Source organism: Hydrogenophaga intermedia (assembly GCF_023715105.1).
GTDB lineage: Bacteria > Pseudomonadota > Gammaproteobacteria > Burkholderiales > Burkholderiaceae_C > Hydrogenophaga > Hydrogenophaga intermedia_A.
This window is the reverse complement of the sequence record NZ_JAMBNO010000005.1, coordinates 108,011-132,526: the sequence shown is the minus strand read 5'-3', so window position 1 is coordinate 132,526 and position 24,516 is coordinate 108,011. Positions and strand designations below refer to the sequence as shown.

Genomic DNA, 24,516 nt, shown 5'->3' with positions numbered 1-24,516 from the left:
AAAAGTGCGCATAAATGGGGGTAAACGGCGGGGCCTACTGCCGATGCAGGGCGACCCCTGGCTGACTGTCGGCGCTGTACAACGCCGCGTCAGTTGTCTGGATTATTCCTGCGAGGAAAACCCGATTTCAGATACGCGGTGTAATCAATTGCAACTCCGGCGGGTTGCCTTTACAACTGCGGGGATTAATCAATAGCCCGCAATTGAGCCATTGTTAGCACCTTGGTATGAATCAGCGCAAGGCCCCGGGGGCATTCACCGGCATGCGCGGGCGTGCCAGAAAATCGGTGTCTACGCCCGGTAGGGCGGGTGCGTCGGCGGGGCGGTCCAGCCACTCAAGCACCAGTGCATCTGCCAGGTGGGGTTCCAGGTGCTCGCCCAGGGCGTGGTTGCCTTCGCTGTGGAGTTGTGCCCCATCGCGTGCGGCGGCGCGTCCCTCCAGCAGGTTGTGCACGACACGCGCTTGCGACAAGCCGCCCCGCAACGACACCCCCGCGGTGTTGATGAGCGTGTTGTGCGCCAGCAAGATGCCGACACTGCGATTCACATCCAGGCCCACGTCGTTGCAATGGGCCACGATGTTGTTGATCGCTCCCCCGTCGCGGTGTTCGTACTGGCGGCAGCCGTCGGCGCGGCAGGCCAGCGTGTCGGTGCCACCGCCACCGAACGAGATGCCCACCCGCACCCCGGGTTGAGAGATACCGCCGGGCGTGCACACCACCAGGTTGCGCTCGATGCGCCCGCCACTGCCGGCACCTTTCATGAACAGGCCGAAGGCCACGCGGTTGCCCCAGGCTTTCACGAAGTGGGTCACGTGGTTATCCGTTACCCGCCAGTCGCTGGCCCCCACCAGGTCCAGTGGCGTCACGGGTTTGGTCGTCTGGCGGGGCGTCTGGTTGGTCAGGGTGTTGTGCACCAGCCGTCCGCGGTCGGGCCATTGGCCGTCAACGCCGTTCACTTTCACGTGCGCGTTGAAGTCGCTCAGGTGGTTGTTGCGGATGAGCACATCGCTGCCGCGGCCCACCACGTGGAAGGCGTGCTCGCAGTCGTCGTGCCGCTCGCAGGTGCCACGGATATGCAGGTTCTCGAACACCCAGTGCGGCCGATCCACCAAAATGCCCTCGACCTGCGCGAACTCGAACCACACCGTGCCGGGTTGCGCGGCCCGCAGGGCGATGGGGGCGTCCGGGCGCCCGTCGTGCCCCAGGCGCAGCTTCTGGCGGAACAGGTACAGGCCGGGTGCCACCAGAATCTGCGTGCCCGCGTCGGCCTTGAGCAGCGCCTCGCGGATGGCCTGGGGTGTGTTCACCGCCATCGTGTGCAACAGGCCGCGCACGGCGGGCGCCACGGATTGCTCGCGCTGGCCCTTGCCCAGGTCTGGCAGCGGGCCGGCGGGTGGCTCGCGTTCGATGTGCGCCTGCGCTGCGCGCAGCACCGGTACGAAAACGGTTTCCAGCTTTGTATGGCCCTCCAGGCGACGCAGCAGGTAGCGTATCCAGGCCTGTGGTGAGCGTTCGGTGACAGCAGCCACGGCAGCATCCCCACTGGCGGGCCCCAGCATCACCTTGGCAGCCCACCACGCACCAGCGGCCATGGCCAGCAGCACACCGGCAATCAACGCGATGCGGATGAAGCGGCGCATACGGGTTCCGATGGGCGTTTGTGGGACGAACAGGCTGCCGGACCGGTGTGGCGGTGTGGGGTGGTCGCTATCATGCGGCGCATCTTCACCATATCAGCGAATCTCGAACCCATGAGCGGCGAGGCGGGCGAGCTGTTTCAGCAGGCAGACTGGTTCTCGCTGCTTCAAGCCAAGGGCTTCGAGCATGCGCCGCAGCGTTTGGATTGGGCCATTGCGCCCGGCACCGCGCTGCCGCTGATGCCGGCGGCCGCGGGAGGTGCAGGTCTGGTGTCGCTCTCCAACTACTACAGCGGGCTGTATGGCCCGCAAGGCGTTGCCCTGGCCCCCGGGTGGGATGCGACCGCGGCTGCGCAGACGCTGCGGCGTTTGCCCGGACGCGGGATCCTGCGCCTGCAGCCGCTGGATGCAGATGCCCCGTGGCTGGCTCCACTCGAGACGGCGTTGCGCGCGCAAGGTTGGTGGACGGACCGTTTCTTTGCTTTCGGCAACTGGCACCAGCCTGTGCCCGACGGCGGTTTCGCAACCTATTGGGCAGCCAGGCCGTCGCCCCTGCGGCACAGCGTGGAGCGAGGCCAGCGGCGCCTGGCGCGCGCGGGGCGCTGGCGGATCGATATCGCCCAGGCGCCGGGGCCCGAGCTGACGCGGGCTGCCGCAGCGTACCAGCAGGTGTACGCACAAAGCTGGAAGACGCCCGAAGTACCGGCCGGCTTTGTGCCCGCGCTGATCGACTGGGCGGCCGAGCGCGGCATGTTGCGCCTGGGCGTGCTGTGGCTGGACGACACACCGCTGGCCGCGCAGCTGTGGCTCACGCAGGGTGGCGTGGCGCGCATCTTCAAGCTGGCCTATGTGCAGGGACAGGAGAAGCTCTCGCCAGGTTCGGTGTTGACGGCCGCCATGATGGCGCACGCCATGGACGTGGACCGGGTGGCGGAGGTGGACTACCTGAGCGGGGACGATGCCTACAAGGCCGACTGGATGGCCGCGCGCCGCGAGCGGATAGGGCTGGTGGCGTTCGATTTGCGCACGCTGGCGGGGCTGATAGCCGCGGCCCGTCACTGGGTGGGCGCAGGATTGCGAAGGCTGCGCCGCCAGCGTGGGGCGGCTTCGCGCGGGTGACGGTGTTTCGGTGTTCATGAAACGAAAAAGGGGTGGTCGCTGACCACCCCTTTTTGCTGCGTCCGTCCAGGCAGGCGGAACAGGCCTGTGTTGCTCAGGCCTGCGTCCCTCAGGCCTGTTTTTGCTTGCGGCGTGCCGCGGCGGCCAAGCCGGCGAGGCCCAGGCCCAGCAGAGCGAGGGAGCCAGGCTCGGGTACCTTGATGGACTCGACTTTCACCACCATGTCTTGGTAGTCGAAATCGCTGCCGTCTTCAAAGGCGAAGAGCCAGTTGGTGCTGGCACCGTCTTGATAGGCGAGGAAGCGCGCGGGGCCTCCGGTGATGCTGTCGATCGAGTAAGCCCAGGTGTTGCCGCTGCGGAAGTAGAAACCGAAGTTGGTGGGGTCGATACGGGTATCCACGATGAAGTCGCAGAGAACCTCTTCGCCGCAGGTGCTGGGACTGCCCGATATCGCACTGCCGGTAATCTCCATCACGCCGTAGTTCATGTTGATCGTCGCGGCGCTGTCGAGAAAGCCGTTGGCGTAGGCGGCTCCCGCCAGCAGATCGATCTTCAGCAGGTTGTTGGTGTCGGTGCCGAACCAGATGCCGAAGACCTGATTGCCTGCGTTGCTGGTTTGCTCGATCACCATCGTGGGCACCGTGGTGGCGGGCAGACCAGTGGCCGAGCCCCAACGACCGGCCGTGCTCTGGTCGTTCTGGGCGCTCACGGCGCCCGCGCCGAAACGGTCGTCCAACACCGATTGCAGGCTGGATTCACCGGGGTAGGCGGGGTTGATGGTGACCGGGCGTACGTTGTTGTTCACCACGGGGGCTGCAAAGGCACTGGCAGAAACCGCGAAAGCGGCGGCGGCAACGAGCGTCTTGATAGCTTTCATGAAATCGGGTCTTTCCTTTTGCAACCAGAAAGTCGGCTGTCGCACGCCAGGAAAGCACGGGTCGTGCCAGGCTTTTGAATCAATAACTTAGGTGCGATTGGACGATTGTTTGTCAAAAAAACCGACATCACTTTGTAAAGCCGGCTGACATGCCAGCCAGGCCAGCAGCGCGTCACGCGCGGCAATGCGCCATTGGTTGCGGGAGAGGGTGTGGTCCGCTCCGGGGAGCAGTACGCGTTGCCAGCGCGCTGCCGGGCGGCGGCTGCGCCAAGCAGGGTGGTGTTGCACCTGGTGATCGAAGGTCTGGCCAGAGAGATCAGCGCCGCCGACGATGAGCAGCAGCTGGCCTGGCCATGCGACCCAGGCTTGCGCCAGGGCCGCATTGACGTCAGCCGGTTGCAGCACCGGAGGTCCGTTCGTGGGGCTGTTCATCGGAGCTTTTACCGAGGCATTCGCCGGGCCGCCCGGTGGAGAAGCCCGCGACCCCATGGCGCTGCGCAGGGCAGCGCGCACCGAGGCCATGCCCAGGCCGCCGCTGAATAGTTGGCGCCACAGGGCGCGGCTGAACAGGCGCTGGCGGTAGTAGTGGCGCTCGCGGGCCTGTTGCACCTGCGCGTCGGGCTCCAGCCAGGGGTTGAGCATGGCGATGCCGGCCCAGGTCGGTTCGCTGGTGGCGTTGGCCTGTGGATGGGCCTGACCATCGGCCTGCGCATGGCTCTGTGCCTGGGCCTTCATGCAGGCATGTGCGTGCAGCAGCGCCGCGCTGGCGCCGTCGCACAGGCCGAACACAGCGATGCGGCGGCACGCCGCCGGGCTGGCCTGCAGCAGGGCGTTGCCTGCCGCTTGCAGGCAGGGGCCGATGGCGGTGTAGGGCAGGGGCTCGCCCGGGCTGTCGCCCTGGCCGGGCAGGTCGAACCGCAGCGTGGGGTAGCCGGCGGCGGCGAGTTCATGGGCCAGTTCGCGAAACTGCCGGTGCGCTCCCACGCGGTATTGGGCCCCCCCGGGCACGATGAGCATGCCGATATCGCGTGCGGGCGCATCCGCCGCCGGCTGGCTCAGCAGGCCGAGCAACGGGCCGGCCGGGCTACCGATCGCCAGCGGCTGGTCGGCTGCTGCAGGGGCTGCGGCTGCGGGGCTGGCCGGGCTCACGGTGCCGCTCCGGTGGTCATGAGCGCCGCCGTGGCGTCCACGATGTTGCGGGTGTCGTGGTGCTCCACGGTTTGCCAGAACGGTGGACAGGCCACGCCGCGCCAGCGCACAGCCCAGCCCGCCTCGCGCCACGCGTCAATGCCGCGCTGGGCGCCCGGCCCCGGGGTGTCCGTGTTTTCGGTGCCGGTGTCGATCCAGACCAGTTGTGCGGGCTGCGCCGTCGCAGGTGGCCGCCAGCGGGCCTGTGTCACGCCTTCGGCCAGCGCGGGCGTCAGGCGGTAGCCAGCAATGTCGACCGGTTCGCCGCGCGCCAGCCGCTCGGCCGGTGCGTCATGACCGGGATCGCTGCGGCCCACCCAACGGCCGGCCGCTGCCAGGCGCAGAAACTGCTGCAGCAAGGCTTGCCCTGACGGGGGCGGTTGCCATGCGAGAAGGTTGGCGGGCGGTGCGAGGCCTTGCAACGCGTCGGCGGCCAGCAGCGCGCCGCTGCGCAAGCCCCACAGCCAGCGCGGCGCGCCCGGCCAGCGCGCGTCGAGCCACGCCAGGCCAACCTGCGCGTCGCGCAACCAGTGGTTCCAGGTGGCTTGCTCGAATTCGCCATCACTGTCGCCGCAACCGAAGGGGTCGATCTGCAACACGGCGTAGCCGGCCGCGGCCAGCGTGCGGGCGCCCCGTGCCAGGGTGCTGCGCCCGGCATTGAGTTCTTCGGCCCAGGCGGGCAGGCACAGCACGGTACCCCGCATGGGGCCGGGCGCTGGCGCGTGATACAGGCAGAAGCGGTGGCTGCCGTCCACCGGCAGGTGGAAGGCATGGGGAAGGGCTTCCCCTGTCGTCATGTGCCTTGTTCGTCGATGGCGCTTTGCACCAGCGCACAGACGCTGTCGACGGTGGCGAAGCTGTCGCTGGTGATGCTGTCGTCGCTGAAAGTCACGCCGAAGTGCGATTCCAGCCCTTCGATGAAGGCCAGCACGGCCATGGAGTCCAGCTCGGGCAGGTCGCCCAGCAAGCGGGTGTTGCCCTGGAACGCGAGCGCGCGGCCTTTGAGGCTGAGGGAGTGATCGAGCACGCGCAGGACATCGGGCAGCAAGTTCATGCGCGGCATTCTAAGGAGCACCAGTGCACTGAGTTCTTGCCGCCCGGCCCCGCCAGGCGCTTGGCTACACTGCGCCGCATGTCCATGCCTCCGGTGTTCACGGCCGCACTGCCGCCCGCCTTGTTGCACGAGCTCTGCGAGCGTGCGGCGCAGGTGTGGCCCACACGCCCGGCGTTGGTGGACGGTGAGCGAACGCTCGACCATGCTGCGCTTCACGCACAGGTGCAACGCGTTGCCATCGGGTTTCGTGCGCTCGGTGTGCAGCCGGGGGATCGGGTGGCCGTGTGGCTGGACAAGCGCCTGGAAACCGTCATCGCCAGTTTTGCGGCCACCGCCTGCGGTGGTGTGCTGGTGCCCGTCAACCCCGTGCTCAAGCCGGCGCAGGTGCACCACGTGCTCGCCGATGCCGGGGCGCGGCTGCTGGTCACCAGCACGGGCCGCCACGCGGCGCTGCTGGACGCAGGTGCCTTGCCTTGTGAGCACGTGGTGTTGACCGACGCCGACACGCCGCAGCAGGCGGGTGTGCAGGCCTGGAACAGGCTCGATGGCGACGCCGACGCGCCCCTGCCACGGCGCCTCGATACCGATCTCGCCGCCATCTTCTACACCTCGGGCAGCACCGGGCGGCCCAAGGGCGTGATGCTGTCGCACCGCAACCTGCTGGCCGGCGCGGCGAGCGTGGCGCGCTACCTGGGCAACCGCGAGGACGACCGCCTGCTGGCGGTGTTGCCCTTGAGCTTTGATGCCGGCTTCAGCCAACTGACCACCGCGTTCCTTGTGGGCGCTTGCGTGGTGTTGCTCAACCACCTGGTTCCGCGCGACGTGCTGGGCGCAATGGCGCGCGAACGCATCACGGGGTTGACGGCGGTGCCACCGCTGTACCAGCAACTGGTCGCACTGGAATGGCCCGCCGGCGCCACATCCGCGCTGCGCTACTGGGCCAACACCGGCGGGCGCATGCCCTTGCCCACCTTGCAGCAACTGCGTGCCCTGGCGCCGGCGGCCAGTCCGTTCCTCATGTACGGCTTGACGGAAGCGTTTCGCTCCACCTACCTCCCGCCCGACGAAGCCGATCGGCGGCCCGATTCCATCGGCCGCGCGATTCCCAATGCCGACATCCGCGTGCTGCGCGAAGACGGCAGCGAGTGCGCGGTGGACGAGCCCGGTGAGCTGGTGCACCGAGGGCCGCTGGTGGCCATGGGCTACTGGCAGCGCCCCGAGGAAACGGCCATGCGCTTTCGTGAGCTGCCGGCGTGGTTGGGCGAGCCCGGCGAGCGGGCCGTGTTCTCGGGCGACACCGTGCGCCGCGATGCCGAGGGCTACCTGTACTTCGTCTCGCGGCGCGACGAGATGATCAAGACCTCGGGCTATCGCGTGAGCCCCACCGAGGTGGAAGAGGTGGTGCATGCCAGCGGCCTGGTGGCCGAAGCCATCGCGGTGGGCATGGACCACAGCCAATGGGGCCAGGCCATTCACGTGGCGGCGGTGCCCCGCGTGCGGGACCCGTTCGTGGAAGCCGAGGCCAGTGCCGGGCTGCTGGCGTTCTGTCGCGAGCGGCTGCCCGCGTACATGGTGCCCTTGTGTGTGCATTGGAGCCTTGCACCCCTGCCGCGCAACCCCAACGGCAAGCTCGACCGGCTGGCCTGGCGGGCGCAACACGGGGGTGGCTCATGAACGGCTTTGACGTGCGCGATGGCGAGCTGGTGATCGGCGGGATGACGCTCTCGGCGCTGGCTGAGCGCGTTGGCCGGACACCTTTCTACGCCCACGACGCACGGCGCATCGCGGCGCGGGTGGCCGAGGTCCGCGCCGCGCTGCCGCCCGCTGCACGGCTGCATTACGCCGTCAAGGCCAACCCCTTGCCTGCGCTGGTCACGCACCTGTGCGGTCTGGTCGACGGGCTTGACGTTGCCTCGGGCGGTGAGCTGGCCCTGGCCCTGCGCAGCGGCGGGCAAGGCGCGCACATGAGCTTTGCCGGCCCGGCCAAGCAGGCCGCCGAGCTCGAGCAGTCGGTGGCCGCAGGGGTGCTGGTCAACATCGAGTCGTTCCGTGAGGTGCCGTTGCTGGCCGCGGCCAGCGAGCGGCTGGGCCGCGCGGCGCGCGTGGCCGTGCGCGTGAACCCGGATTTCGAGCTGCGGGGGGCGGGCATGGCCATGGGCGGCGGGCCAAAGCCCTTTGGCGTGGACGCAGAACAGGTGCCCGCGCTGTTGCGCGCGATCGGCAGCGCCGGGCTTGCGTTCGAAGGCTTCCATGTGTTCCCAGGCTCCCAGATGTTGCACGGCGAGCGCCTGGCCGTGTTGATCGAACAATCGTGGCGGCTGGTACAGCAACTTGCGCAGGACGCACCCGGGCCGCTGCAACACGTGAACCTGGGCGGTGGCTGGGGTATTCCGTACACCGAGGCGGACCGGCCGCTGAACCTGTTGCCCGTGTCGCAGGCGCTTGCAGCGGTGCAGACCGCACTGCAGCGCGAGGCGCCCGGTGCGCGGCTCGTGATCGAGCTGGGCCGCTACCTGGTGGGCGAAGCGGGCGTTTATGTGGCGCGCGTGATCGACCGCAAGGTCTCGCGCGGCGAGGTGTTTCTCGTCACCGACGGGGGCCTGCACCACAACCTGGCGGCCACGGGCAATTTCGGGCAGGTCATTCGCCGCCATTACCCGCTGGTGGTCGGCAACCGCATGGACACCGCCGAGCGTGAGCACGTGAGCGTGGTGGGGCCGCTGTGCACGCCGCTCGACCGGTTTGCCGAGCGCGTTGCGCTGGCGCCCGCACAGCCGGGGGACCTGGTGGTCGTGTTCCAGTCGGGGGCTTACGGAGCCAGCGCCAGCCCGTCGGCGTTCCTGGGGCACCCCGCCTGCGCCGACGTGCTGGTGTGAGCGCAACCGGGCCGCACCGCACATTCGCGGACGGCGGTTCCGTCGCGGCGCTTTTGTTGTCGCGCTTGGTCGCATTGGCCTGCCTGTCGGGCGCGCTCGCTCTCGCCGTGGGTCACAACGTCGCGCCCGGGGTCGCGGTGTTTGCGGTGCCGGTGGTTGCCGCTGTGGTGGCGCGCTGGCCCGTATGGTGGCCCGGCCTGCTGGCTGCGTTGCTGCCGCTGGCCAGTGCGGCGCCCTGGACGGGCGATTGGCTGACCGACGAATCCGATCTGCTGTGGCTGGCCGTGGCGGCCGGTGCCTGGTGGCGCCTGGGGCCAGGCGTGAGGGTGAAGCGGGCGGGGAGCGTGTGGTGGCTGTTGCTGGCGCTGTCGGGCGCGATCGGGCTGTTGCGCGGTTGGGGCGATGCAGCGGTCTTCCAGGGACTGCAAAGCGGGGACGCCGCTGAGCCGTCATGGTCATGGAACGAGGCGCAGTACGCCGGCCACGACAGCGCCTGGAACGCGGTTCGCGTCAGCAAGGCGTGGCTGGCCCTGCTGTTGCTGCTGCCCGTCTGGCCCGCCGATCGGGGGGCAGCGGCCCGGCGCTTTGCGTGGGGCCTGCTGGCGGGCCTTGCGCTGGTGGGCGCGGTGGTGCTCGCCGAGCGTGCGGCCACCGTGGGCTGGCAGAACCTGGCGCTGCCTTACCGTGCCACGGCCTTGTTCTGGGAGATGCACGTTGGCGGCGGTGCCATCGACATGTACCTGGCGTTGACGCTGCCCCTGACGCTGTGGGCTGTCTGGCGGGCACGCACGCCGGTGGGCCTGGCGATGTCGCTGCTGTTGCTGGGCCTGGCGGTGCATGCGGTGCTGGCCACGTTCTCGCGTGGCATCGTGGCCGTGGCCTTGCTGGTCTTGTTGTTCATGCCGCTGGCCGCGCTGCGCTGGCGCCTTCCGGTGCCCGTCGCCCGCCGGCCGCTGCAGCTGCTGGCCAGCGCGGGGCTGTGCATGGTGTTGCTGGTGTGGGCCTTGGCGCGCAGCGACTCCTGGGACGATCGGCTGGGGCGCGCCCAGGCCGACATGCTGGGCCGCTGGCAGCACTGGATGGCGGCGTTGCAGGTCTGGCGCACACCGGGTGAGGTGTTGCTGGGGGTGGGTGCAGGGCGACTGCCGGCGCGCCTGGTCGCCAGCGGTGAAGGCTACGAATGGCCGGGCACCGCACGGCTTGTCGGTGGGAGCGCGGGCGTCCTGCTCGGTGGGCCGGCCAGCCGGGAGGACCTCACCGGTCGCTGGACGCTGTCGCAACGCGTCGGCGGTTTGCCGCAAGGCAGCTTGCGATGGGCGGTGCGCGTGGCACCGGGCACCGACCCCGCCGCGGTGCTGTGGATCTCTGTCTGCGAACGCTGGTTGCTGGGCGCGCTTCGTTGCGCCGACGGGCCGGTCGTCCCGGCGCGCGCCGATGAGGATGGCTGGATACAAGGCACGCTCGTTCTGCGGGAGCCCTTCGGGGCGGGTTGGCGCGCGCCGCTGGTGTCCGCGGGTTTCCAGAGCGACAAGGTGGGGCGCGAGGCGAGGGTGCTGGAGGTCAGGCTGTGGGATGCACAGGGCCGTCAACGCTTTCGAAACCCCGACTTTGCCAGCGGCCTGGCCCACTGGATGCCGGTCGCCGAGAGCTACTACCAGCCCTGGCACGCCGACAACCTGGCCGTGGAACTGCTGGTCGAGCGCGGCGTTCTGGGGCTGTTGTTGGTGGCGGTGGTCCTCTGGCTGGCAATGCGCACGGCGTTGCAGCAGGCCCGGCGCGGCGACCCGCTGGCCTGGGGGTATCTGGGCGTCCTGGGCGCGTGCTGCGTGCTGGGAACCCTCATCAGCGTGACGGAATTCCCGCGGATTGCACTTTTGCTCGCTTTCACGGCCCTCGCTGCATCGACAAACTGTGGAGAAGTTGGCAACAGATCTTGATGTAAGCGATTGTGTTGACATCCTCCAGCGGGTATCCTGCCCTGAGCACTTTTGAATGAACTGTTGGCAGCAGGCACCGTCGCCTTCATACGAAGGCCTCACATGGTGCACGTCGAAGCTCCCCGTGATCAAAATCTTCAACCACTACTTCCACCGCCGCACAGTGCTGCAGGTGATGTTCGACATGGGTCTCGTCGTGGTGGCGCTGATCCTGGCGCTCTACATCCAGTCGAACGCGTCGCTTTTTCACCTTGCCATCGTCGGTGAAGGCTTCACCCGCGGCGTGCTGATCGCGCTGGGCGTGCTCAGCGTGAACTCGGCGCTGGGGTTCTACGAGCGTGGGCGCAGCAAGAGCAGCGGCCAGATGCGTGCGCGTGCGGTGCTGTCGGTGCTGTTGTCGGGTGCCATCGCCAGCGGCGTGCTGGTCTTGCTGCCGCTGGAGCCCTCGTACGACGCCAAGTGGGTGGTGCTGGTGGTGCTGGGCACCACCGGTTTCATGCTCACCCACCGGGTGCTGGTGGGTGAAATGCTGCCCACGGCCCTCAAGCGCCGCCGGGTGCTGGTGTACGGCACGGGCGAGCGCGCCGCCACCGTGGGGCAGAGCCTTCAGCACGCCAGTGCGCACGTCGAGCTCGTCGGTTACTACGCCAGCCCCAACGAAACCGAGGCGCGTGTGCCCGCCGCGGCCATCGTCGCCCCGGGGGAGCGGCTGGATCTTCTGGCCCAGCGCGAGGGCGTCGACGAGATCGTCGTGGCCCTGACCGACCGCCGTGGCGGCGCCATGCCGATGCGCGAACTGCTCGACTGCAAGCTGCGCGGTGTGCGTGTGTCCGACGTCGCGACCTACTTCGAGCAAAACCTCGGCCAGATCCGCATCGAGTCGGCGTCGGCGGGCTGGCTGATCTTCGGTGAAGGCTTCAACCAGGGCTTCCTGCGCACCCTCGTCAAGCGGGTGTTCGACATCGTGAGTGCGCTCATCCTGCTCGTGCTCACCCTGCCGCTGATGCTGGTCACCGCCTTGCTGGTCAAGCTCGAGAGCCCGGGCCCGGTTTTCTACTCGCAGGAGCGGGTCGGCCTCAACGGCCGCATCTTCAAGGTGGTGAAGTTCCGCAGCATGCGCAACGATGCCGAGAAGGACGGCGTGCCCCGCTGGGCGACGGCAGGCGACAGCCGCGTGACCCGCATCGGCCGCATCCTGCGCAAGGTGCGCATCGACGAACTGCCGCAATTGTTCTGCGTGCTCAAGGGCGACATGAGCATGGTCGGGCCGCGGCCGGAGCGGCCCTATTTTGTCGATCAGCTGGTGCAGGACATTCCGTTCTACGCCGTGCGCCACAGCGTCAAGCCGGGTGTGACCGGTTGGGCGCAGGTCAGCTACCACTACGGCGCCTCCAAGGAGGACACGGTGGAGAAGCTCCAGTACGACCTGTACTACGTCAAGAACCATTCGCTCTTTCTCGACGTGGTGGTGCTGTTCGAGACGATCGGCGTCGTGCTGACCGGCTCTGGCGCGCATTGAAGCGAGTGCCGCCGCCTTCGCGCTGCCCATGGAGACCCAACCCGGCCTGTCGTCACTGGCGATCTGGAGCCTGCTGATCGCGGCTGCGTCCTACGCGTTGCTGGGCGCGATCATGCTCCGGCGCAGCCTGGGTCAGCAGGCATGGCCGAAGGGCACCGGGCTCGTTCAGGCGGCGATCTGGTTGACCGTTGCCTGGGCCCTGGCCTCCACGCGCGCCGCGCAGCCCGGTCCCTGGCTGGCGCTCTCCATGGTGGCCGACCTGGCCCGCTATGGCGCGTGGTTTGCGCTGCTGTTGTTGTTGCTGCGGGGCGATAGCCGTTCTGCGCCGCGGTGGATGCCGGTGCTGGCCGTGGCGCTGCCCCTGGTGACCTTCGCCGGGGTGTTCCTGCTGCCGCTTGGTGGCGCGCGCATTGCCTTTGTGGTCGGCTCCCTGTCGCTGGCGATCTTCGGCCTCATGCTGGTGGAGCAACTGCTGCGCAACCTGCCCGAGGCCGCGCTGTGGAGTGGCAAGCCGATCGGGCTCGCCCTGGCGGGCATCTTCGCTTTCGATCTTTACCTGTACTCGCAAGGCGTCCTGTTCCAGGCGCTGGATGCCGATGCATGGAACATCCGCGGCCTGGTGCATGCGGCCTTCACGCCGCTGCTGTGGCTGGCCTCGTCGCGTCACCGCAACTGGCTCGACAAGATCCGTGTCTCGCGCAAGGTGGTGTTCCACTCGGCCACGCTGCTGCTGGTGGGGGTGTACCTGCTGTTCATCGCCAGCGTAGGCTACATCGTGCGCTACCTGGGCAGCGACTGGGGGCGTGCCCTTCAACTCGCGTTGATCTTCGTCGCGCTGATCGGCCTCATCGCGCTGGCCTTGTCGCGCTCGCTGCGTGCGCGCTTGCGGGTGCAGCTGGGCAAGCACTTCTTCCGCTACCGGTACGACTACCGGGAGGAATGGCTGAAGTTCACCCAGTCGCTGGCGTCGCAGAACGGCCCCCAGGAGCTGGGGCTCAACGTCATTCGGGGGCTGGCCGACATGGTGGAGAGCCCCAGCGGCGCCCTGTGGGTCCACCGCCCGGACGAGCCGGCTTTGCGGCAGGTGGCCCGATGGAATCTGCCTGCCATCAGCGCGACCGAGATGCCCGACGGCTCGTTGAGCGCGTTCCTGCGCCGCACAGGCTGGGTGATCGACCTGCGCGAGATGCGCGAGCGCCCGGAACGCTACGAGGGCCTGGTGTTGCCCGAATGGCTGGCCTCGCACGATCAGGCCTGGCTGGTCGTGCCGCTGTGGCTGGGGCCCGACCTGCTGGGGTTTGTGGTGCTGGGCCGCCCACGCGCGCCCATGGAGTTGAACTGGGAGGTAACCGACCTGCTCAAGACGGCCGCGCGCCAGGCGGCCAGCTTTCTGGCACAGATGCAGGTGACCGAGGCCTTGCTCGAAGCGCGCAAGTTCGAGGCGTTCAGCCGCATGTCGGCCTTCGTGGTGCACGACCTCAAGAACATCGTGACCCAGCTGTCGCTGATGATGAAGAACGCCAAGCGCCTGGGCAACAACCCCGAGTTCCAGGCCGACATGCTCCTGACGGTGGAGAACTCCCTGGAGCGCATGCGCCAGCTCATGCTGCAGCTGCGCGAAGGCACCGCTCCCGGGGACGCCAGTGTGGGCGTCGATCTGTGTGCGCTGGCCCGCTCGCTGGGCGAAAGCGTGGCGCGGCGCGGCCGTCGCCTGGAGGTGCAGGATCAAGGGCGGGTGGCAGCGCGCGGGCATCCCGAGCGGCTCGAGCGCGTGCTGGGGCATCTGGTGAACAACGCGCTGGAAGCAACCGAGCCGCCGCAGCGCGTCTGGATCGAGGTGGACCGTTTTGGCAGCCACGCACGCGTGGTGGTGGGCGACGAGGGGGCGGGCATGCCCGAGGCCTTCGTTCGCGACCGGCTCTTCAAGCCCTTCCAGACCACCAAGTCGTCGGGCATGGGCATTGGCGCGTATGAAAGCTTCCAGTACGTTCAGGAACTGGGTGGCAAGATGAGCGTGGACAGTGCGCCGGGGCAGGGCACGCGGATCACGCTGTTGCTGCCCCTGATTGAATCGTTTGAGAACTCGGATCTGCATCCGATGGGAGAGACATGAGCGCAGAAAAGGGAGTTCAGCTGTTGATCGTGGAGGACGATCCGGCGCTGCAGAAGCAGATCAAGTGGTCGCTCGACCAGTTTGAATCGGTGACCGCAGACGACCGCGAGTCGGCGCTCGTGCAGTTGCGCCGCCACGCGCCGGCCGTTGTGACGATGGACCTGGGCTTGCCGCCGAACGCCGACGATTCGACGGAGGGCTTCTTGCTGCTGGAGCAGATCGTCTCGCTGGCCCCCGGGACCAAGGTGGTGGTGCTGACCGGGCAGAACGGCCAGGCCAATGCGCTGCGTGCGGTGGAGCTGGGGGCCTACGACTTCCTGGCCAAACCGTTCGAGCCCGAGGTGCTGGGCCTGATCGTCCAGCGTGCCCTGCGCCTGCACGAGTTGCAGGCCGAGAACGAGCGACTGGTGGCCATGCGCCAGCCTGACAGCCTGTCCGGCCTGCTCACGCGCGACCCCGAGATGCTGCGCGTGTGTCGCACCATGGAAAAGGTGGCAACGACCAATGCCACCGTGATGCTGCTGGGCGAAAGCGGCACCGGCAAGGAGGTGCTGGCGCGCGGCCTGCACGATTCGTCGCGCCGCAAGGGCCGCTTCGTCGCCATCAACTGCGCCGCCATCCCGGAAAACCTCCTGGAAAGCGAGCTGTTCGGCTACGAGAAGGGCGCCTTCACCGGCGCGGTGAAGACCACGCCCGGCAAGATCGAAAGCGCACATGGCGGCACGCTCATGCTCGACGAGATCGGTGACCTGCCCATGGCGCTGCAGGCCAAGTTGCTGAGATTCCTGCAGGAGCGGGTGATCGACCGCGTGGGCGGGCGCCAGGAGATCCCGGTCGACGTGCGCGTGGTTTGCGCCACGCACCAGGACGTGAAGCAACTCATCAGCGAAGGGCGGTTCCGCGAGGACCTGTTCTACCGGCTGGCCGAGATCGTGATCAACATTCCGCCGCTGCGCGACCGTGTTGGCGACGCTGCCTTCCTGGCACACGCTTTCACGCGGCGGTTCGCCCAGGAGCAAGGCCGGCGCAGCCTGACCCTGAGCAGCGACGCGGTGAACGCCATCAGCGCGCATCGCTGGCCGGGCAATATTCGCGAACTGGAGAACTGCATCAAGCGCGCCGTGATCATGACCGACGGCAACCAGGTGACGGCCGAGGATCTCGCATTGCCGCTGCCCGCCAACGGTGCCGCCGACGAGGTGATCGACCTGCGCACGGTGCGCGACGAGGCCGAGAAGCGCGCGGTGATCACCGCGCTTTCCCGGGCCAACAACAACGTGCTGCGCGCAGCGGAATTGCTGGGCGTGAGCCGCCCGACGCTCTACGATCTGATGCACCGCTTCGGCATGAAATGACTCTGCCCAGGCCCAACCGGAGAACGCCATGAACACCTCCAGAATCGCACGACGCACATGGTTACCCACGGCCCTTGCCGTGGCGTTGCTGGTGGGCGCCTGTGGCCGCGAGGATCCGAACGCGCTGCTGGCGTCGGCCCGCGATTACATGGGCAAGAACGACGTGCCGGCTGCCATCATCCAGATCAAGAACGCGCTGCAGGCCGACCCCGACCGTGCCGAGGCGCGGGCGATGCTGGGGCAGGCCTTGTTGCTCAGCGGTGATCCGGCGGGCGCGGAAACCGAACTCAAGCGGGCGCTGGACCTGGGGGTGCCACCGGAAGAGGTGTTGCCTTCCCTGGCGCGCAGCCAGTTGCTGCTCGGCCGCGCCGCCGACGTCACGCGCGACCTGGCGGACAAGAGCCTGTCCGACCCGCAGGCGCAGGCCGATCTGCAGACCATCGTGGCCCGCGCCTGGGCATCGCAGGGGCGCGAAAGCGAGCGTGATCGCGCCTTGTCGCGGGCCTTGCAGGCGGTGCCCGACTACGGCCCCGCCGTGATGGAGCAGGCGCGCTCGAAGTTGACCCGTGGCGATGTGGCGGGCGCCCTGGCGCAGATCGATGGCTTGCTTGCGAAACAGCCCACACTGGCCGACGCCCATGAATTCCGGGGCGATCTGCTGATGCGCCAGCGTGAGGCGAAGCCCGCCCTGGCCGCCTACCGTGAAGCGCTCAAGCTGGAGTCGGGTCATGCGCGCGCGCGCGCCGGCGCGGTGCGCGCGTTGATGGCAGACCAGCAAACCGATGCGGCGCTGGCAGAGCTTGCCGAGATGGTCAAGCTGCACCCCGGTACGCCGCAGACGCTGTACCTGCAGGCCCAGATGGCGTTGTCGCGCAACGAGCCCGCCAAGGCCCGCGAGCATATGCAGCAGCTGTTGCGCCTGACGCCGGACAGCCCCGCCGCGCTTGAGCTGGGCGGCGCGATCGAACTCGCCAACAATGCCAGCGTGCAGGCCGAGACCATGCTGGCCCGGGCGGTGCAACTCTCGCCGCAACTGCCGCTGGCGCGCCGATTGCTCGTCAGCACCTACCTGCGCACCGGACAGGTGGATCGCGCCATCGGTGCGCTGCCGCCCGATCTGCTCAAGAACAGCGATGACGCGGGCCTGCTGGCGGTGGCCGGTCAGGCCTACATGGTCAAGGGCGACCCTGAGGAAGCGCAGCGTTACCTTGCCAAGGCCAGCCAGCTCGATCCGAACGATGTCGCCAAACGCACCACGCTGGCCATCAGCCAGCTTGCCGGCGGTGAGACCGGTGAGGCCCTGGCTTCGCTGCAGCGACTGGCCGACAGCGACACCGGCATCACGGCCGATCTGGCGTTGATCAACGCCAGCCTGCGCCTGCGCAAGGTCGACGACGCGCTCAAGGCAATCGACGCGCTGGAGAAGAAGCGCGCCAACGATCCGCTGCCTGCGCACCTGCGCGGTCGAGCGCTCTTGCAGCGCCAGGACATGGCGGGTGCGCGGCGGGCCTTCGAGAAGGCACTGTCGATCGATCCCGCCTACTTCGCGTCCACGGCCGCGCTGGCCGCGCTCGACATGAACGAGCGCAAACCCGAGCAGGCCCTTCAGCGCGTGCGGGCCGTGGCCGAGAAGAACCCCGCCAACGTGCAGGCGCTGCTCGTCCAGGCCGAGTTGCAGAACGCCAATGGCGCGAGCCCGCAGGATGTTGCGGCCACGTTGCGCCGTGCCATCGAGGCCGCGCCGGCTGACCGGATGCCCCGCCTGGCCCTGGTCGATCACTTCCTGCGCCGCAACGATGCGAAGTCGGCCCTGACCGAAGCGCAGAACGCGGTGGCGGCCCTGCCCAACGAGCCCTCGCTGCTGGACGCCCTCGGGCGCGCGCAAGTTGCTTCCGGGGACCAGAACCAGGCGCTGGCCAGCTTCGGCAAGCTGGAGACCATGATGCCCGGCCAGCCCCTGCCGCATTTGCGGACGGCCTCGGTGCACGCCAGCAAGCAGGATTACAAGGCCGCGATTCAAAGCCTGAACAAGGCGCTGCAATTGCAGCCCGACCTGTTGATCGCGCAGCGCAGCCTGGTCGAGTTGGCCGTTCGGGACAACCAGCCTTCGCTGGCCCTGCAGACCGCCAGGAACGTACAGAAGCAGCGGCCGAAAGAAGCGGCCGGCTATCTGATGGAAGGTGACGTACACGCGAGCGCACGGCGCTGGGGCGAGGCCGCCACCGCCTTCACTGCCGGCCTGCGCGCGGCACCGGCGCCCGAGTTGGCCATCAAGTTGCACAGCGTGCTCTCGTTCGACGGCAAGACGGCCGAAGCCGAGCGCGTGTCCACCGCGTGGTTGCGCGACAACCCCAGAGACACGGCGATGCTGATGTACCTGGGCGACCGCGCCATGACCAACAACCGGCTGCAGGACGCCCAGAAGCACTACGACCGCGTGATCGCACTGCAGCCCAACAACGCGCTGGCCCTGAACAACCTCGCGTGGGTGGCGGGACGCCTGGGGCGCAGCGATGCGGTGGCACTGGCCGAACGCGCCAACGCGGCGGCGCCCCGGCAGGCGCCCTTCATCGACACGCTGGCCGTGTTGCTGTCGGAACGCAAGGAGCATGCGCGCGCGATCGAACTCCAGAAGGAAGCGGTGGCGCTTCAGCCGGGTACACCGCTGTTCAAGCTGAACCTGGCAAAGATCTACCTCAACGCCGAGGACAAGGCGGCCGCCAAGCCGCTGCTGGAGGAACTCAAGGGCATGGGCGACAAGTTCGGCGGCCAGGCCGAGGTGGAGCGGCTGCTCCAGGGGCTGTGAAAGTGTCGACAGATTTGACAATTACCGGCCAGACACCCGTGATCCGCCCAGACTTTCCCTGCACAATCAAGGCTTTGCGGCCAACGGCAGGTTTCTTGCTTGATTCGATGAAACCCCTGGTCGGACCGTCGATGAGGGGAGCTTAGCCATGACACCACGCCACGATTCACAAGACCCCGCGGTACCCGAAGCATCGGGTGAGGCGCACGGCGTCAGCCGTCGCCGTCTGCTGCGGGCCAGCGTGAGCGCTGCGCCCGTGCTGGCGGCGCTCAAGAGCAACTCGGTGCTCGCCGGTGGGGACTACGACTGTGTGCGCCCCTCTTCATTCGCTTCCCTCGCCGCTGCGAAGCTCCATGTGAGCAGGGGCCGCGAATACCGCAAGGACTACGCGTGCAAGTCGCACGGGTACTGGAAGAACAATGGCGATGCCGATTTCAAGAAGTCGACCCGCTTCACGGCCGTCGGCTTCGACGATGTGTCGAACGGCTTCTACTCGACGCTTTCGTTGCAGGACGTGCTCAATCTCAAGAGCCTTGGCAATCACCACTACGAGCAGTTGGCTCGCCACGTCACGGCAGCCTGGCTGTCGGCGCACAGCGTGGGCAACGACCCCGACCGCGTCTTGCTGTCCAAGCAGCAGTGCAACCAGTTGTGGAACTCCCTCTCGAAAGGGATGAACTGGAGCCCGTTCGCCGGTGCCTCCTGGAACCTGCATACCACCCTGGGCTACTTCGAAGCGGTCTACGACGGGCTTCTTCCCATCTGATCGATGCTCACCTGCACCTGCCCTCGCTGGCAGGCTCTCGTGCTGCGTGCGTACGACGACGCGGTCGTGGTGTACGACGAGGGGCCCGGTGATCTCCATGCCCTGGAGCCACTCGCCGCCCAGGCCTTGATGCTGTGCCTGGATGGTCAGCCCAGAACGGAGGCTGAGATCGGCGCCGCGCTGTTTGGCGAAACACTGGATGACGAGTGCGCGCAACTCCTGCGCGAATGGCTGCGCACCTTCGAGCGGCTGGGTTGGCTGGTGTGCAGCGAATGAGCCCACGCACACTCGCTGACCTCGGCGACACCGAACTGCGGCGACGACTCGCGGACGACGGGCTGCGGTTCGCCCTGTCGCCCTTCGTGGTGCACGTTCAAAGCCGACTGCCCATCGTGGCCGAGGGGATTGGCCGCCTTTACGCCGAGCGAGAGGTCGTCGACCCCGCAAACAGCTTTGCGGATTTTCATGTGAGCGTGAACGCCAGCTGGAGCGGGTGGCATTGCAGCTTCGAACTCGACGGCCACCGGCCCTTCACACCCTTGGCCGCCGGCGAGGGTTTTGCCTTTCTGGAATGGGGTCTCAACTGGTGCGTAACGGCGCACTGCCATCACTGGCTGCTGGTTCATTCGGCCGTGCTGGCGCGCGACGACCGCGCCGTGCTCATGCCCGCACCGCCGGGCTCGGGGAAAAGCACGCTGTGCGCGGCATTGATGGACCACGGCTGGCGCCTGTTGTCCGACGAGATGGCGCTGATCGACCCTGCCAGCGGCCTGCTCACGCCATCGCCGCGCGCCATCAGCCTGAAGAACCAGTCGATCGCCTTGATCGCCGGCCGCTGCGCCGACGCGGTGATGGGGCCGATGGCCCACGACACCCAGAAGGGCACCGTCGCGCACCTGCGGCCCTCGGCAGCGAGCGTGGCTGCGGCCACGCGCCCGGCGCAGGCCGCCTGGATCGTGTTCCCGCAGTACCAGGCCGGCGCGCCCTTGAGCGTGCAGCCGCACCCGAAGGGCGACGCCCTGATCGCCCTGGCCTCCAACAGCTTCAACCAGCACGTCCATGGCCGCCAGGGCTTTCTCGCCATGGCCGATATGGTGCAGTCCTGCGGTGTCTTTGATCTGCGGTACAGCCAGCTCGACGATGCCCTGGCCTGGTTCGACGGACTACTGGGCCCCCGCACATGAAGCCGCTCGCGTTTGCGGATCTGCGCACCGCCATGTTCCAGCCGCAGGCCTTGCCCGCATGGGCGCCCGCGCAGTGGGACCGCGCCGTACCACAGGCCCGCACCGCAGACCTGCTGGCGCGCGTGGCTGGCGGTGCCGAGCGCGCTGGCTTGCTGGCGCAACTGCCCGCCGAGCCGTTGCGCCACCTGGTGGGTGCGTTGAAGCTGGCGCAGCGCCAGGCGACCGAGTTGCGCAACGAGGTGGCCCATGTGGCGGCGGCCCTGGCGCCCATCGGTGTTCCCGTGGTGCTGCTCAAGGGCGCGGCCTACAGCATGTTGAACCTGCCGGCGGCTCAGGGCAGGCTGGTGTCCGACATCGACATCCTCGTGCCGAGGCAGCGGCTGGCCGACGTCGAAAGTGCGCTGATGATCGGCGGCTGGGTGAGCACGCACCGTGACGACTACGACCAGCGCTATTACCGCCGCTGGATGCACGAGTTGCCACCCCTGCGGCACGTGCATCGGGGCACCGTGCTCGACGTGCATCACGCCATCGCACCCCTGAGCTCGCGCTGGCACCCGGACGCCGCAAAGCTGCTTGCCGCCAGCCAGCCCATTACTGGTGATGCCGCCGTGCGCGCGCTCGCCGATGTGGACCTGCTGTTGCACAGCGCATTGCACCTCTACCTCGAAGGCGAACTTGAACGCGGCCTGCGCGGGCTGATCGACATCTTTGCCCTGCTCGATGACTTCCAGCACGACCCCACCTTCCTGGCACGCCTGCAGGCGCGTGCCGACGAGCTGGGCTTGCAAGTGCCGCTGGCCTGGGCCCTGCGTTACATGGTCTTGCTGCTTCAGCAGCCGGTGGGTGACGAACTTCGCCGCCGCTGGCCTCAGGCCGATCCGGCCCGGCCGGTGGGCGCGTGGCAACGGTGCCAGGACGCGATGTTCGTGCGCGGCTTGGCCCCGCCGCACGCGTCGACCAGCGACATCTGGTCACCGCAGGCCCGCGCGATGCTTTACCTTCGTGGCCATCTGCAGCGCATGCCGCTCTGGCGCCTGGTGCCCCACCTGGTGCGCAAGGCGGGCCGTGCCTGGTTTCGTCAAAGGAAGTCCGCATGAACCGCCGACTGTGTCTGCTGGCCTGCGTGGCCGGTTGCCTCGTTCCTGTCGCCGCGCGCGCCGATCTGCCTGCCGTCATTGAACGGCTCAAGCCGTCGGTGGTGCTGGTCGGCACCTACAAGGCCACCGACAGCCCTCGCTTTCAGATGCGCGGCACCGGATTCGTGGTGGGTGACGGTCTTCAGGTCATCACCAACCTGCATGTGCTGCCCGATCCGCCCGCGTCGGGTGACGCGCCCGCTCTCGTGATTCAGGTGCGGCAGGGCAGCAGCTGGCAGATGCGTGCGGCCACCCTCGTGGGCCAGGACGCGCCGCGCGACCTCGCCTTGTTGCGGGTTCAGGAAGGGGCGGCCATGCCTGCGATGACGATCGGCAATTCGGACGCCGTGCGAGAGGGCGAGGACGTCGCGTTCATGGGCTTTCCCATCGGTGGCGCCCTGGGTTACTCGACCGTGACCCACCGCGCCATGGTCTCCAGCATCACCCCGGCCAACCTGCCCAGCCCCACGGCGGGGCGCCTGCAGCCGCAGGCGATCCGCGGGCTGCGCGAGGACGCATTCAACCTGTTCCAGCTTGATGGCACCGCCTACCCCGGCAACAGTGGCGGCCCGTTGTTCAACCCGGGCAACGGTGAGGTGTTGGGCGTCGTGAGCATGGTGTTGGTCAAGGGCCGACGGGAATCTGCCTTGAGCCAGCCGTCGGGCATCACTTATGCCGTGCCGGCCCGCCATGTGCAGGCTTTGCTGGAGCGCCACCGTTGAGCGCGGAGCGTGTCGACTGCGTGGTGATCGGTGCCGGCGTCGTCGGTCTGGCGGTTGCTCGCGCGCTGGCGCTCGCCGGCCGCGAGGTGCTGGTGCTCGAACGTGAGGCCGCCATCGGCACGGGCACCAGTTCGCGCAACAGCGAGGTCATTCACGCCGGGATCTACTACCCGGCGGGTTCGCTCAAGGCGCGCCTGTGCGTGCGCGGCAAGGCCATGCTCTACGCCTACGCCCAGGAGCGCGGCGTGGCGCACCAGCGCTGCGGCAAACTCATCGTGGCCAACACGGCCTCTCAACTCGGTGCCTTGCCTGGCATCGTGGCGCGCGCCGCGGCCAATGGGGTGGACGATCTGGTGTTGATCGGCGCCGATGCGGCGCGCGCGATGGAGCCAGCACTGGCGTGCCTGGGCGCGGTCTGGTCGCCCTCGACCGGCATCGTCGACAGCCACGCGCTGATGCTGGCGCTGCAGGGGGACCTGGAACACGCAGGGGGATTGGTCGCGTTGCACAGCGGGGTACGCACCATCGCGCGCGATGGCGAGCAATGGCGCGTCCTGGCGGAGGACGGCACCGAGTTGCTGGCCGACACGGTGGTCAACGCCGCCGGGCTGGCTGCCTGCGACGTGGCACGGTCTGTCGACGGCCTGCCGGCGAATCTGGTGCCCAGGGCGCGCTACGCCAAAGGCAACTATTTCACTCTGGCCGGGCGTTCACCGTTCGCGCGCCTGATCTACCCCGCACCCGAACCCGACAAGCACCTGGCCGGCCTGGGCGTGCACTTGACGATCGACCTGGGTGGTCAGGCCAAGTTCGGGCCCGACGTGCAGTGGGTCGACGACCCGACCGATCTGCAGGTGGACCCGGCGCGTGGCGAGGCGTTCTACGCCGAGGTGCGGCGTTACTGGCCCGCATTGCCCGACGGCGCGCTGCAACCGGGCTACGCCGGCATCCGTCCCAAGATCAACGGGCCCGACGAACCCGCGGCCGACTTCCTCATCCAGGGGCCGGCAGCGCACGGCCTGCCGGGGCTGGTGAACCTGCTGGGTATCGAATCGCCCGGACTCACGAGCTGCCTGGCGATCGGCGAACACGTCGCCGCGGTGCTTACTTCCTGAGGCCGGCGATGGCCCGCGCCGATTCGTACACCAGCGCCGGCCCGCGGTAGATGAGGCCGGTGTAGATCTGCACCAGGTCAGCACCGGCGTCGATCTTGCTCAACGCGTCGGCCGCACTCAGCACACCACCCACCCCGATGATGGGGAAGGCCGGGCCCAGGGCCTGGCGCAGCGCGCTGATCACGCGGTTGCTGGCCTGCAGCACCGGCGCGCCCGACAAGCCGCCGGCCTCCTCGGCGTGCGGCAAGCCCTTCACCGCCTCCCGCGAGAGCGTGGTGTTGGTGGCGATCACGCCCAGCGCGCCCGTGGACTGACCATCGCTGGCGCAACCGTGGCGCTGCAGGGTGGCCGCGATCACGCCGATCTGCGCGTCATCGAGATCGGGCGCGATCTTCACGAACACCGGGATGGCGCGGCCGTGGCGCTGTGCGAGTTGCTCGCGCCGCTCCATCACCGCGCCCAGCAGCGCGTCGAGCGCGGCGTCGCTCTGCAGGCTGCGCAGGTTCTGCGTGTTGGGGCTGGAGATGTTGACGGTGACGTAGTCGGCGTGCGGATACACGCCATCCAGGCACGTGAGGTAGTCCTCCGTGGCGCGCTCGATCGGCGTGCTCGCGTTCTTGCCGATATTCAGGCCCAGGCGCATGGGCACGGCGCTGCGTTCGTTGCGAAACCGCGCGCGCTGCACGTTGGTCAGGAAGGCGTCGAGCCCGTCGTTGTTGAAGCCCAGGCGGTTGATGAGCGCGTTGCGTTCGGGCAGGCGGAACATGCGCGGCTTGGGGTTGCCCGGCTGGCCCTTGGGCGTGACGGTTCCCACCTCCACAAAGCCGAAACCCATCGCAGCCAGCCCGTCGATACAGCGGGCGTTCTTGTCCAGGCCGGCGGCCAGGCCCACGCGGTTCGCGAACTGCAGGCCGGCCAGCGTGAACGGGTCGTTCACGCGCGGCTGGCTGTACAGGCAGGTCAGCGGCGAGTGCTGCACCCGCGCGATGGTGCCCAACGTGAGCTCGTGGGCGGCCTCCGGGTCCATGCCGAAGAGGAAGGGGCGCGCGGCGCCGTAGGGGAGGAGTGACATCGGATAATTCGCAGCTTCAAAGCAACCGGCAATTG

At 68.2% G+C, this 24,516-nt stretch carries 20 protein-coding genes; 14 read left to right on the top strand and 6 right to left on the bottom strand.

Annotated features, from left to right (window positions below):
* Window positions 1-232: 232 nt before the first annotated feature.
* The gene (locus M3149_RS06360; protein WP_251708488.1) at window positions 233-1,642 is read right to left on the bottom strand and encodes a hypothetical protein; all 1,410 of its coding nucleotides are present in this window, start codon (window positions 1,640-1,642) and stop codon (window positions 233-235) included.
* A gap of 111 nt (window positions 1,643-1,753) precedes the next feature.
* Between M3149_RS06360 and M3149_RS06355 the strand changes: the two genes are divergently transcribed.
* Complete coding sequence (locus tag M3149_RS06355) at window positions 1,754-2,758, top strand: GNAT family N-acetyltransferase (RefSeq protein WP_251708487.1); 1,005 nt, start codon at window positions 1,754-1,756, stop codon at window positions 2,756-2,758.
* 109 nt (window positions 2,759-2,867) lie between these two features.
* Here M3149_RS06355 and M3149_RS06350 read toward each other — a convergent pair whose 3' ends face one another.
* The 4 genes from M3149_RS06350 to M3149_RS06335 all read right to left on the bottom strand — a co-directional run bounded on the left by M3149_RS06350 (window position 2,868) and on the right by M3149_RS06335 (window position 5,877).
* Window positions 2,868-3,635: a PEP-CTERM sorting domain-containing protein gene (locus tag M3149_RS06350; RefSeq protein ID WP_251708486.1), complete on the bottom strand. Its 768-nt coding sequence runs from the start codon at window positions 3,633-3,635 to the stop codon at window positions 2,868-2,870.
* 87 nt (window positions 3,636-3,722) lie between these two features.
* Window positions 3,723-4,784: a hydrolase 1, exosortase A system-associated gene (locus tag M3149_RS06345; protein ID WP_251708485.1), complete on the bottom strand. Its 1,062-nt coding sequence runs from the start codon at window positions 4,782-4,784 to the stop codon at window positions 3,723-3,725.
* Window positions 4,781-5,620: a hydrolase 2, exosortase A system-associated gene (locus tag M3149_RS06340; protein ID WP_251708484.1), complete on the bottom strand. Its 840-nt coding sequence runs from the start codon at window positions 5,618-5,620 to the stop codon at window positions 4,781-4,783. Before M3149_RS06340 ends, M3149_RS06345 begins: the two co-directional genes overlap by 4 nt.
* Window positions 5,617-5,877 (bottom strand): acyl carrier protein, encoded by a 261-nt coding sequence (locus tag M3149_RS06335; RefSeq protein ID WP_251708483.1) that lies wholly within the window; start codon window positions 5,875-5,877, stop codon window positions 5,617-5,619. The genes M3149_RS06340 and M3149_RS06335 overlap by 4 nt, the downstream gene beginning before the upstream one ends.
* Window positions 5,878-5,955: 78 nt before the next feature.
* Here M3149_RS06335 and M3149_RS06330 point away from each other — a divergent pair, with 78 nt between their 5' ends.
* The 13 genes from M3149_RS06330 to M3149_RS06270 all read left to right on the top strand — a co-directional run bounded on the left by M3149_RS06330 (window position 5,956) and on the right by M3149_RS06270 (window position 23,409).
* A complete protein-coding gene (locus M3149_RS06330; protein WP_251708482.1) occupies window positions 5,956-7,551 on the top strand; it encodes an acyl-CoA ligase (AMP-forming), exosortase A system-associated in 1,596 nt (531 codons plus the stop codon).
* Window positions 7,548-8,753, top strand: a complete 1,206-nt coding sequence (locus M3149_RS06325) for a pyridoxal-dependent decarboxylase, exosortase A system-associated (RefSeq protein WP_251708481.1) — start codon at window positions 7,548-7,550, stop codon at window positions 8,751-8,753. The genes M3149_RS06330 and M3149_RS06325 overlap by 4 nt, the downstream gene beginning before the upstream one ends.
* Before the next feature lie 56 nt (window positions 8,754-8,809).
* Window positions 8,810-10,690: a hypothetical protein gene (locus M3149_RS06320; protein WP_251708480.1), complete on the top strand. Its 1,881-nt coding sequence runs from the start codon at window positions 8,810-8,812 to the stop codon at window positions 10,688-10,690.
* Window positions 10,691-10,814: 124 nt separating this feature from the next.
* Window positions 10,815-12,209, top strand: coding sequence for a TIGR03013 family XrtA/PEP-CTERM system glycosyltransferase (locus tag M3149_RS06315; RefSeq protein ID WP_251708479.1), 1,395 nt, complete (start codon window positions 10,815-10,817; stop codon window positions 12,207-12,209).
* Window positions 12,210-12,237: 28 nt separating this feature from the next.
* A complete protein-coding gene (prsK, locus tag M3149_RS06310; RefSeq protein ID WP_251708478.1) occupies window positions 12,238-14,322 on the top strand; it encodes an XrtA/PEP-CTERM system histidine kinase PrsK in 2,085 nt (694 codons plus the stop codon).
* Entirely contained in the window at window positions 14,319-15,677 is a 1,359-nt protein-coding gene (gene prsR, locus M3149_RS06305) for a PEP-CTERM-box response regulator transcription factor (RefSeq protein ID WP_251708477.1), read from the top strand. Before prsK ends, prsR begins: the two co-directional genes overlap by 4 nt.
* Window positions 15,678-15,705: 28 nt before the next feature.
* Window positions 15,706-18,483, top strand: coding sequence for an XrtA/PEP-CTERM system TPR-repeat protein PrsT (gene prsT / locus M3149_RS06300; protein WP_251708476.1), 2,778 nt, complete (start codon window positions 15,706-15,708; stop codon window positions 18,481-18,483).
* 148 nt (window positions 18,484-18,631) lie between these two features.
* Window positions 18,632-19,249, top strand: a complete 618-nt coding sequence (locus M3149_RS06295) for a hypothetical protein (RefSeq protein ID WP_251708475.1) — start codon at window positions 18,632-18,634, stop codon at window positions 19,247-19,249.
* 3 nt (window positions 19,250-19,252) lie between these two features.
* Window positions 19,253-19,525: an HPr-rel-A system PqqD family peptide chaperone gene (locus M3149_RS06290; RefSeq protein ID WP_251708474.1), complete on the top strand. Its 273-nt coding sequence runs from the start codon at window positions 19,253-19,255 to the stop codon at window positions 19,523-19,525.
* Window positions 19,522-20,433, top strand: a complete 912-nt coding sequence (locus M3149_RS06285) for an HprK-related kinase A (RefSeq protein WP_251708473.1) — start codon at window positions 19,522-19,524, stop codon at window positions 20,431-20,433. The genes M3149_RS06290 and M3149_RS06285 overlap by 4 nt, the downstream gene beginning before the upstream one ends.
* Window positions 20,430-21,533, top strand: a complete 1,104-nt coding sequence (locus tag M3149_RS06280; RefSeq protein ID WP_251708472.1) for a nucleotidyltransferase domain-containing protein — start codon at window positions 20,430-20,432, stop codon at window positions 21,531-21,533. Before M3149_RS06285 ends, M3149_RS06280 begins: the two co-directional genes overlap by 4 nt.
* Window positions 21,530-22,294 carry a S1C family serine protease gene (locus M3149_RS06275; RefSeq protein ID WP_251708471.1) on the top strand — a complete coding sequence of 255 codons (765 nt, stop codon included), beginning with the start codon at window positions 21,530-21,532 and terminating at the stop codon, window positions 22,292-22,294. The genes M3149_RS06280 and M3149_RS06275 overlap by 4 nt, the downstream gene beginning before the upstream one ends.
* The gene (locus M3149_RS06270) at window positions 22,291-23,409 is read left to right on the top strand and encodes an NAD(P)/FAD-dependent oxidoreductase (RefSeq protein ID WP_251708470.1); all 1,119 of its coding nucleotides are present in this window, start codon (window positions 22,291-22,293) and stop codon (window positions 23,407-23,409) included. Before M3149_RS06275 ends, M3149_RS06270 begins: the two co-directional genes overlap by 4 nt.
* Here M3149_RS06270 and M3149_RS06265 read toward each other — a convergent pair.
* Entirely contained in the window at window positions 23,399-24,481 is a 1,083-nt protein-coding gene (locus tag M3149_RS06265; protein WP_251708469.1) for a quinone-dependent dihydroorotate dehydrogenase, read from the bottom strand. The two genes, M3149_RS06270 and M3149_RS06265, sit on opposite strands and share 11 nt — an antisense overlap.
* Window positions 24,482-24,516: the final 35 nt, after the last annotated feature.

Bases quoted from the DNA above. Each gene is read 5' to 3' on its own strand.
- M3149_RS06360 (WP_251708488.1), bottom strand. From the start codon at position 1,642: ATGCGCCGCTTCATCCGCATCGCGTTGATTGCCGGTGTGCTGCTGGCC.
- M3149_RS06290 (WP_251708474.1), top strand. From the start codon at position 19,253: ATGCTCACCTGCACCTGCCCTCGCTGGCAGGCTCTCGTGCTGCGTGCG.
- M3149_RS06295 (WP_251708475.1), top strand. From the start codon at position 18,632: ATGACACCACGCCACGATTCACAAGACCCCGCGGTACCCGAAGCATCG.
- M3149_RS06330 (WP_251708482.1), top strand. From the start codon at position 5,956: ATGTCCATGCCTCCGGTGTTCACGGCCGCACTGCCGCCCGCCTTGTTG.
- prsK (WP_251708478.1), top strand. From the start codon at position 12,238: ATGGAGACCCAACCCGGCCTGTCGTCACTGGCGATCTGGAGCCTGCTG.
- M3149_RS06285 (WP_251708473.1), top strand. From the start codon at position 19,522: ATGAGCCCACGCACACTCGCTGACCTCGGCGACACCGAACTGCGGCGA.
- M3149_RS06325 (WP_251708481.1), top strand. From the start codon at position 7,548: ATGAACGGCTTTGACGTGCGCGATGGCGAGCTGGTGATCGGCGGGATG.
- M3149_RS06275 (WP_251708471.1), top strand. From the start codon at position 21,530: ATGAACCGCCGACTGTGTCTGCTGGCCTGCGTGGCCGGTTGCCTCGTT.
- M3149_RS06265 (WP_251708469.1), bottom strand. From the start codon at position 24,481: ATGTCACTCCTCCCCTACGGCGCCGCGCGCCCCTTCCTCTTCGGCATG.
- M3149_RS06355 (WP_251708487.1), top strand. From the start codon at position 1,754: ATGAGCGGCGAGGCGGGCGAGCTGTTTCAGCAGGCAGACTGGTTCTCG.
- prsR (WP_251708477.1), top strand. From the start codon at position 14,319: ATGAGCGCAGAAAAGGGAGTTCAGCTGTTGATCGTGGAGGACGATCCG.
- M3149_RS06335 (WP_251708483.1), bottom strand. From the start codon at position 5,877: ATGAACTTGCTGCCCGATGTCCTGCGCGTGCTCGATCACTCCCTCAGC.
- M3149_RS06340 (WP_251708484.1), bottom strand. From the start codon at position 5,620: ATGACGACAGGGGAAGCCCTTCCCCATGCCTTCCACCTGCCGGTGGAC.
- M3149_RS06280 (WP_251708472.1), top strand. From the start codon at position 20,430: ATGAAGCCGCTCGCGTTTGCGGATCTGCGCACCGCCATGTTCCAGCCG.
- prsT (WP_251708476.1), top strand. From the start codon at position 15,706: ATGAACACCTCCAGAATCGCACGACGCACATGGTTACCCACGGCCCTT.
- M3149_RS06350 (WP_251708486.1), bottom strand. From the start codon at position 3,635: ATGAAAGCTATCAAGACGCTCGTTGCCGCCGCCGCTTTCGCGGTTTCT.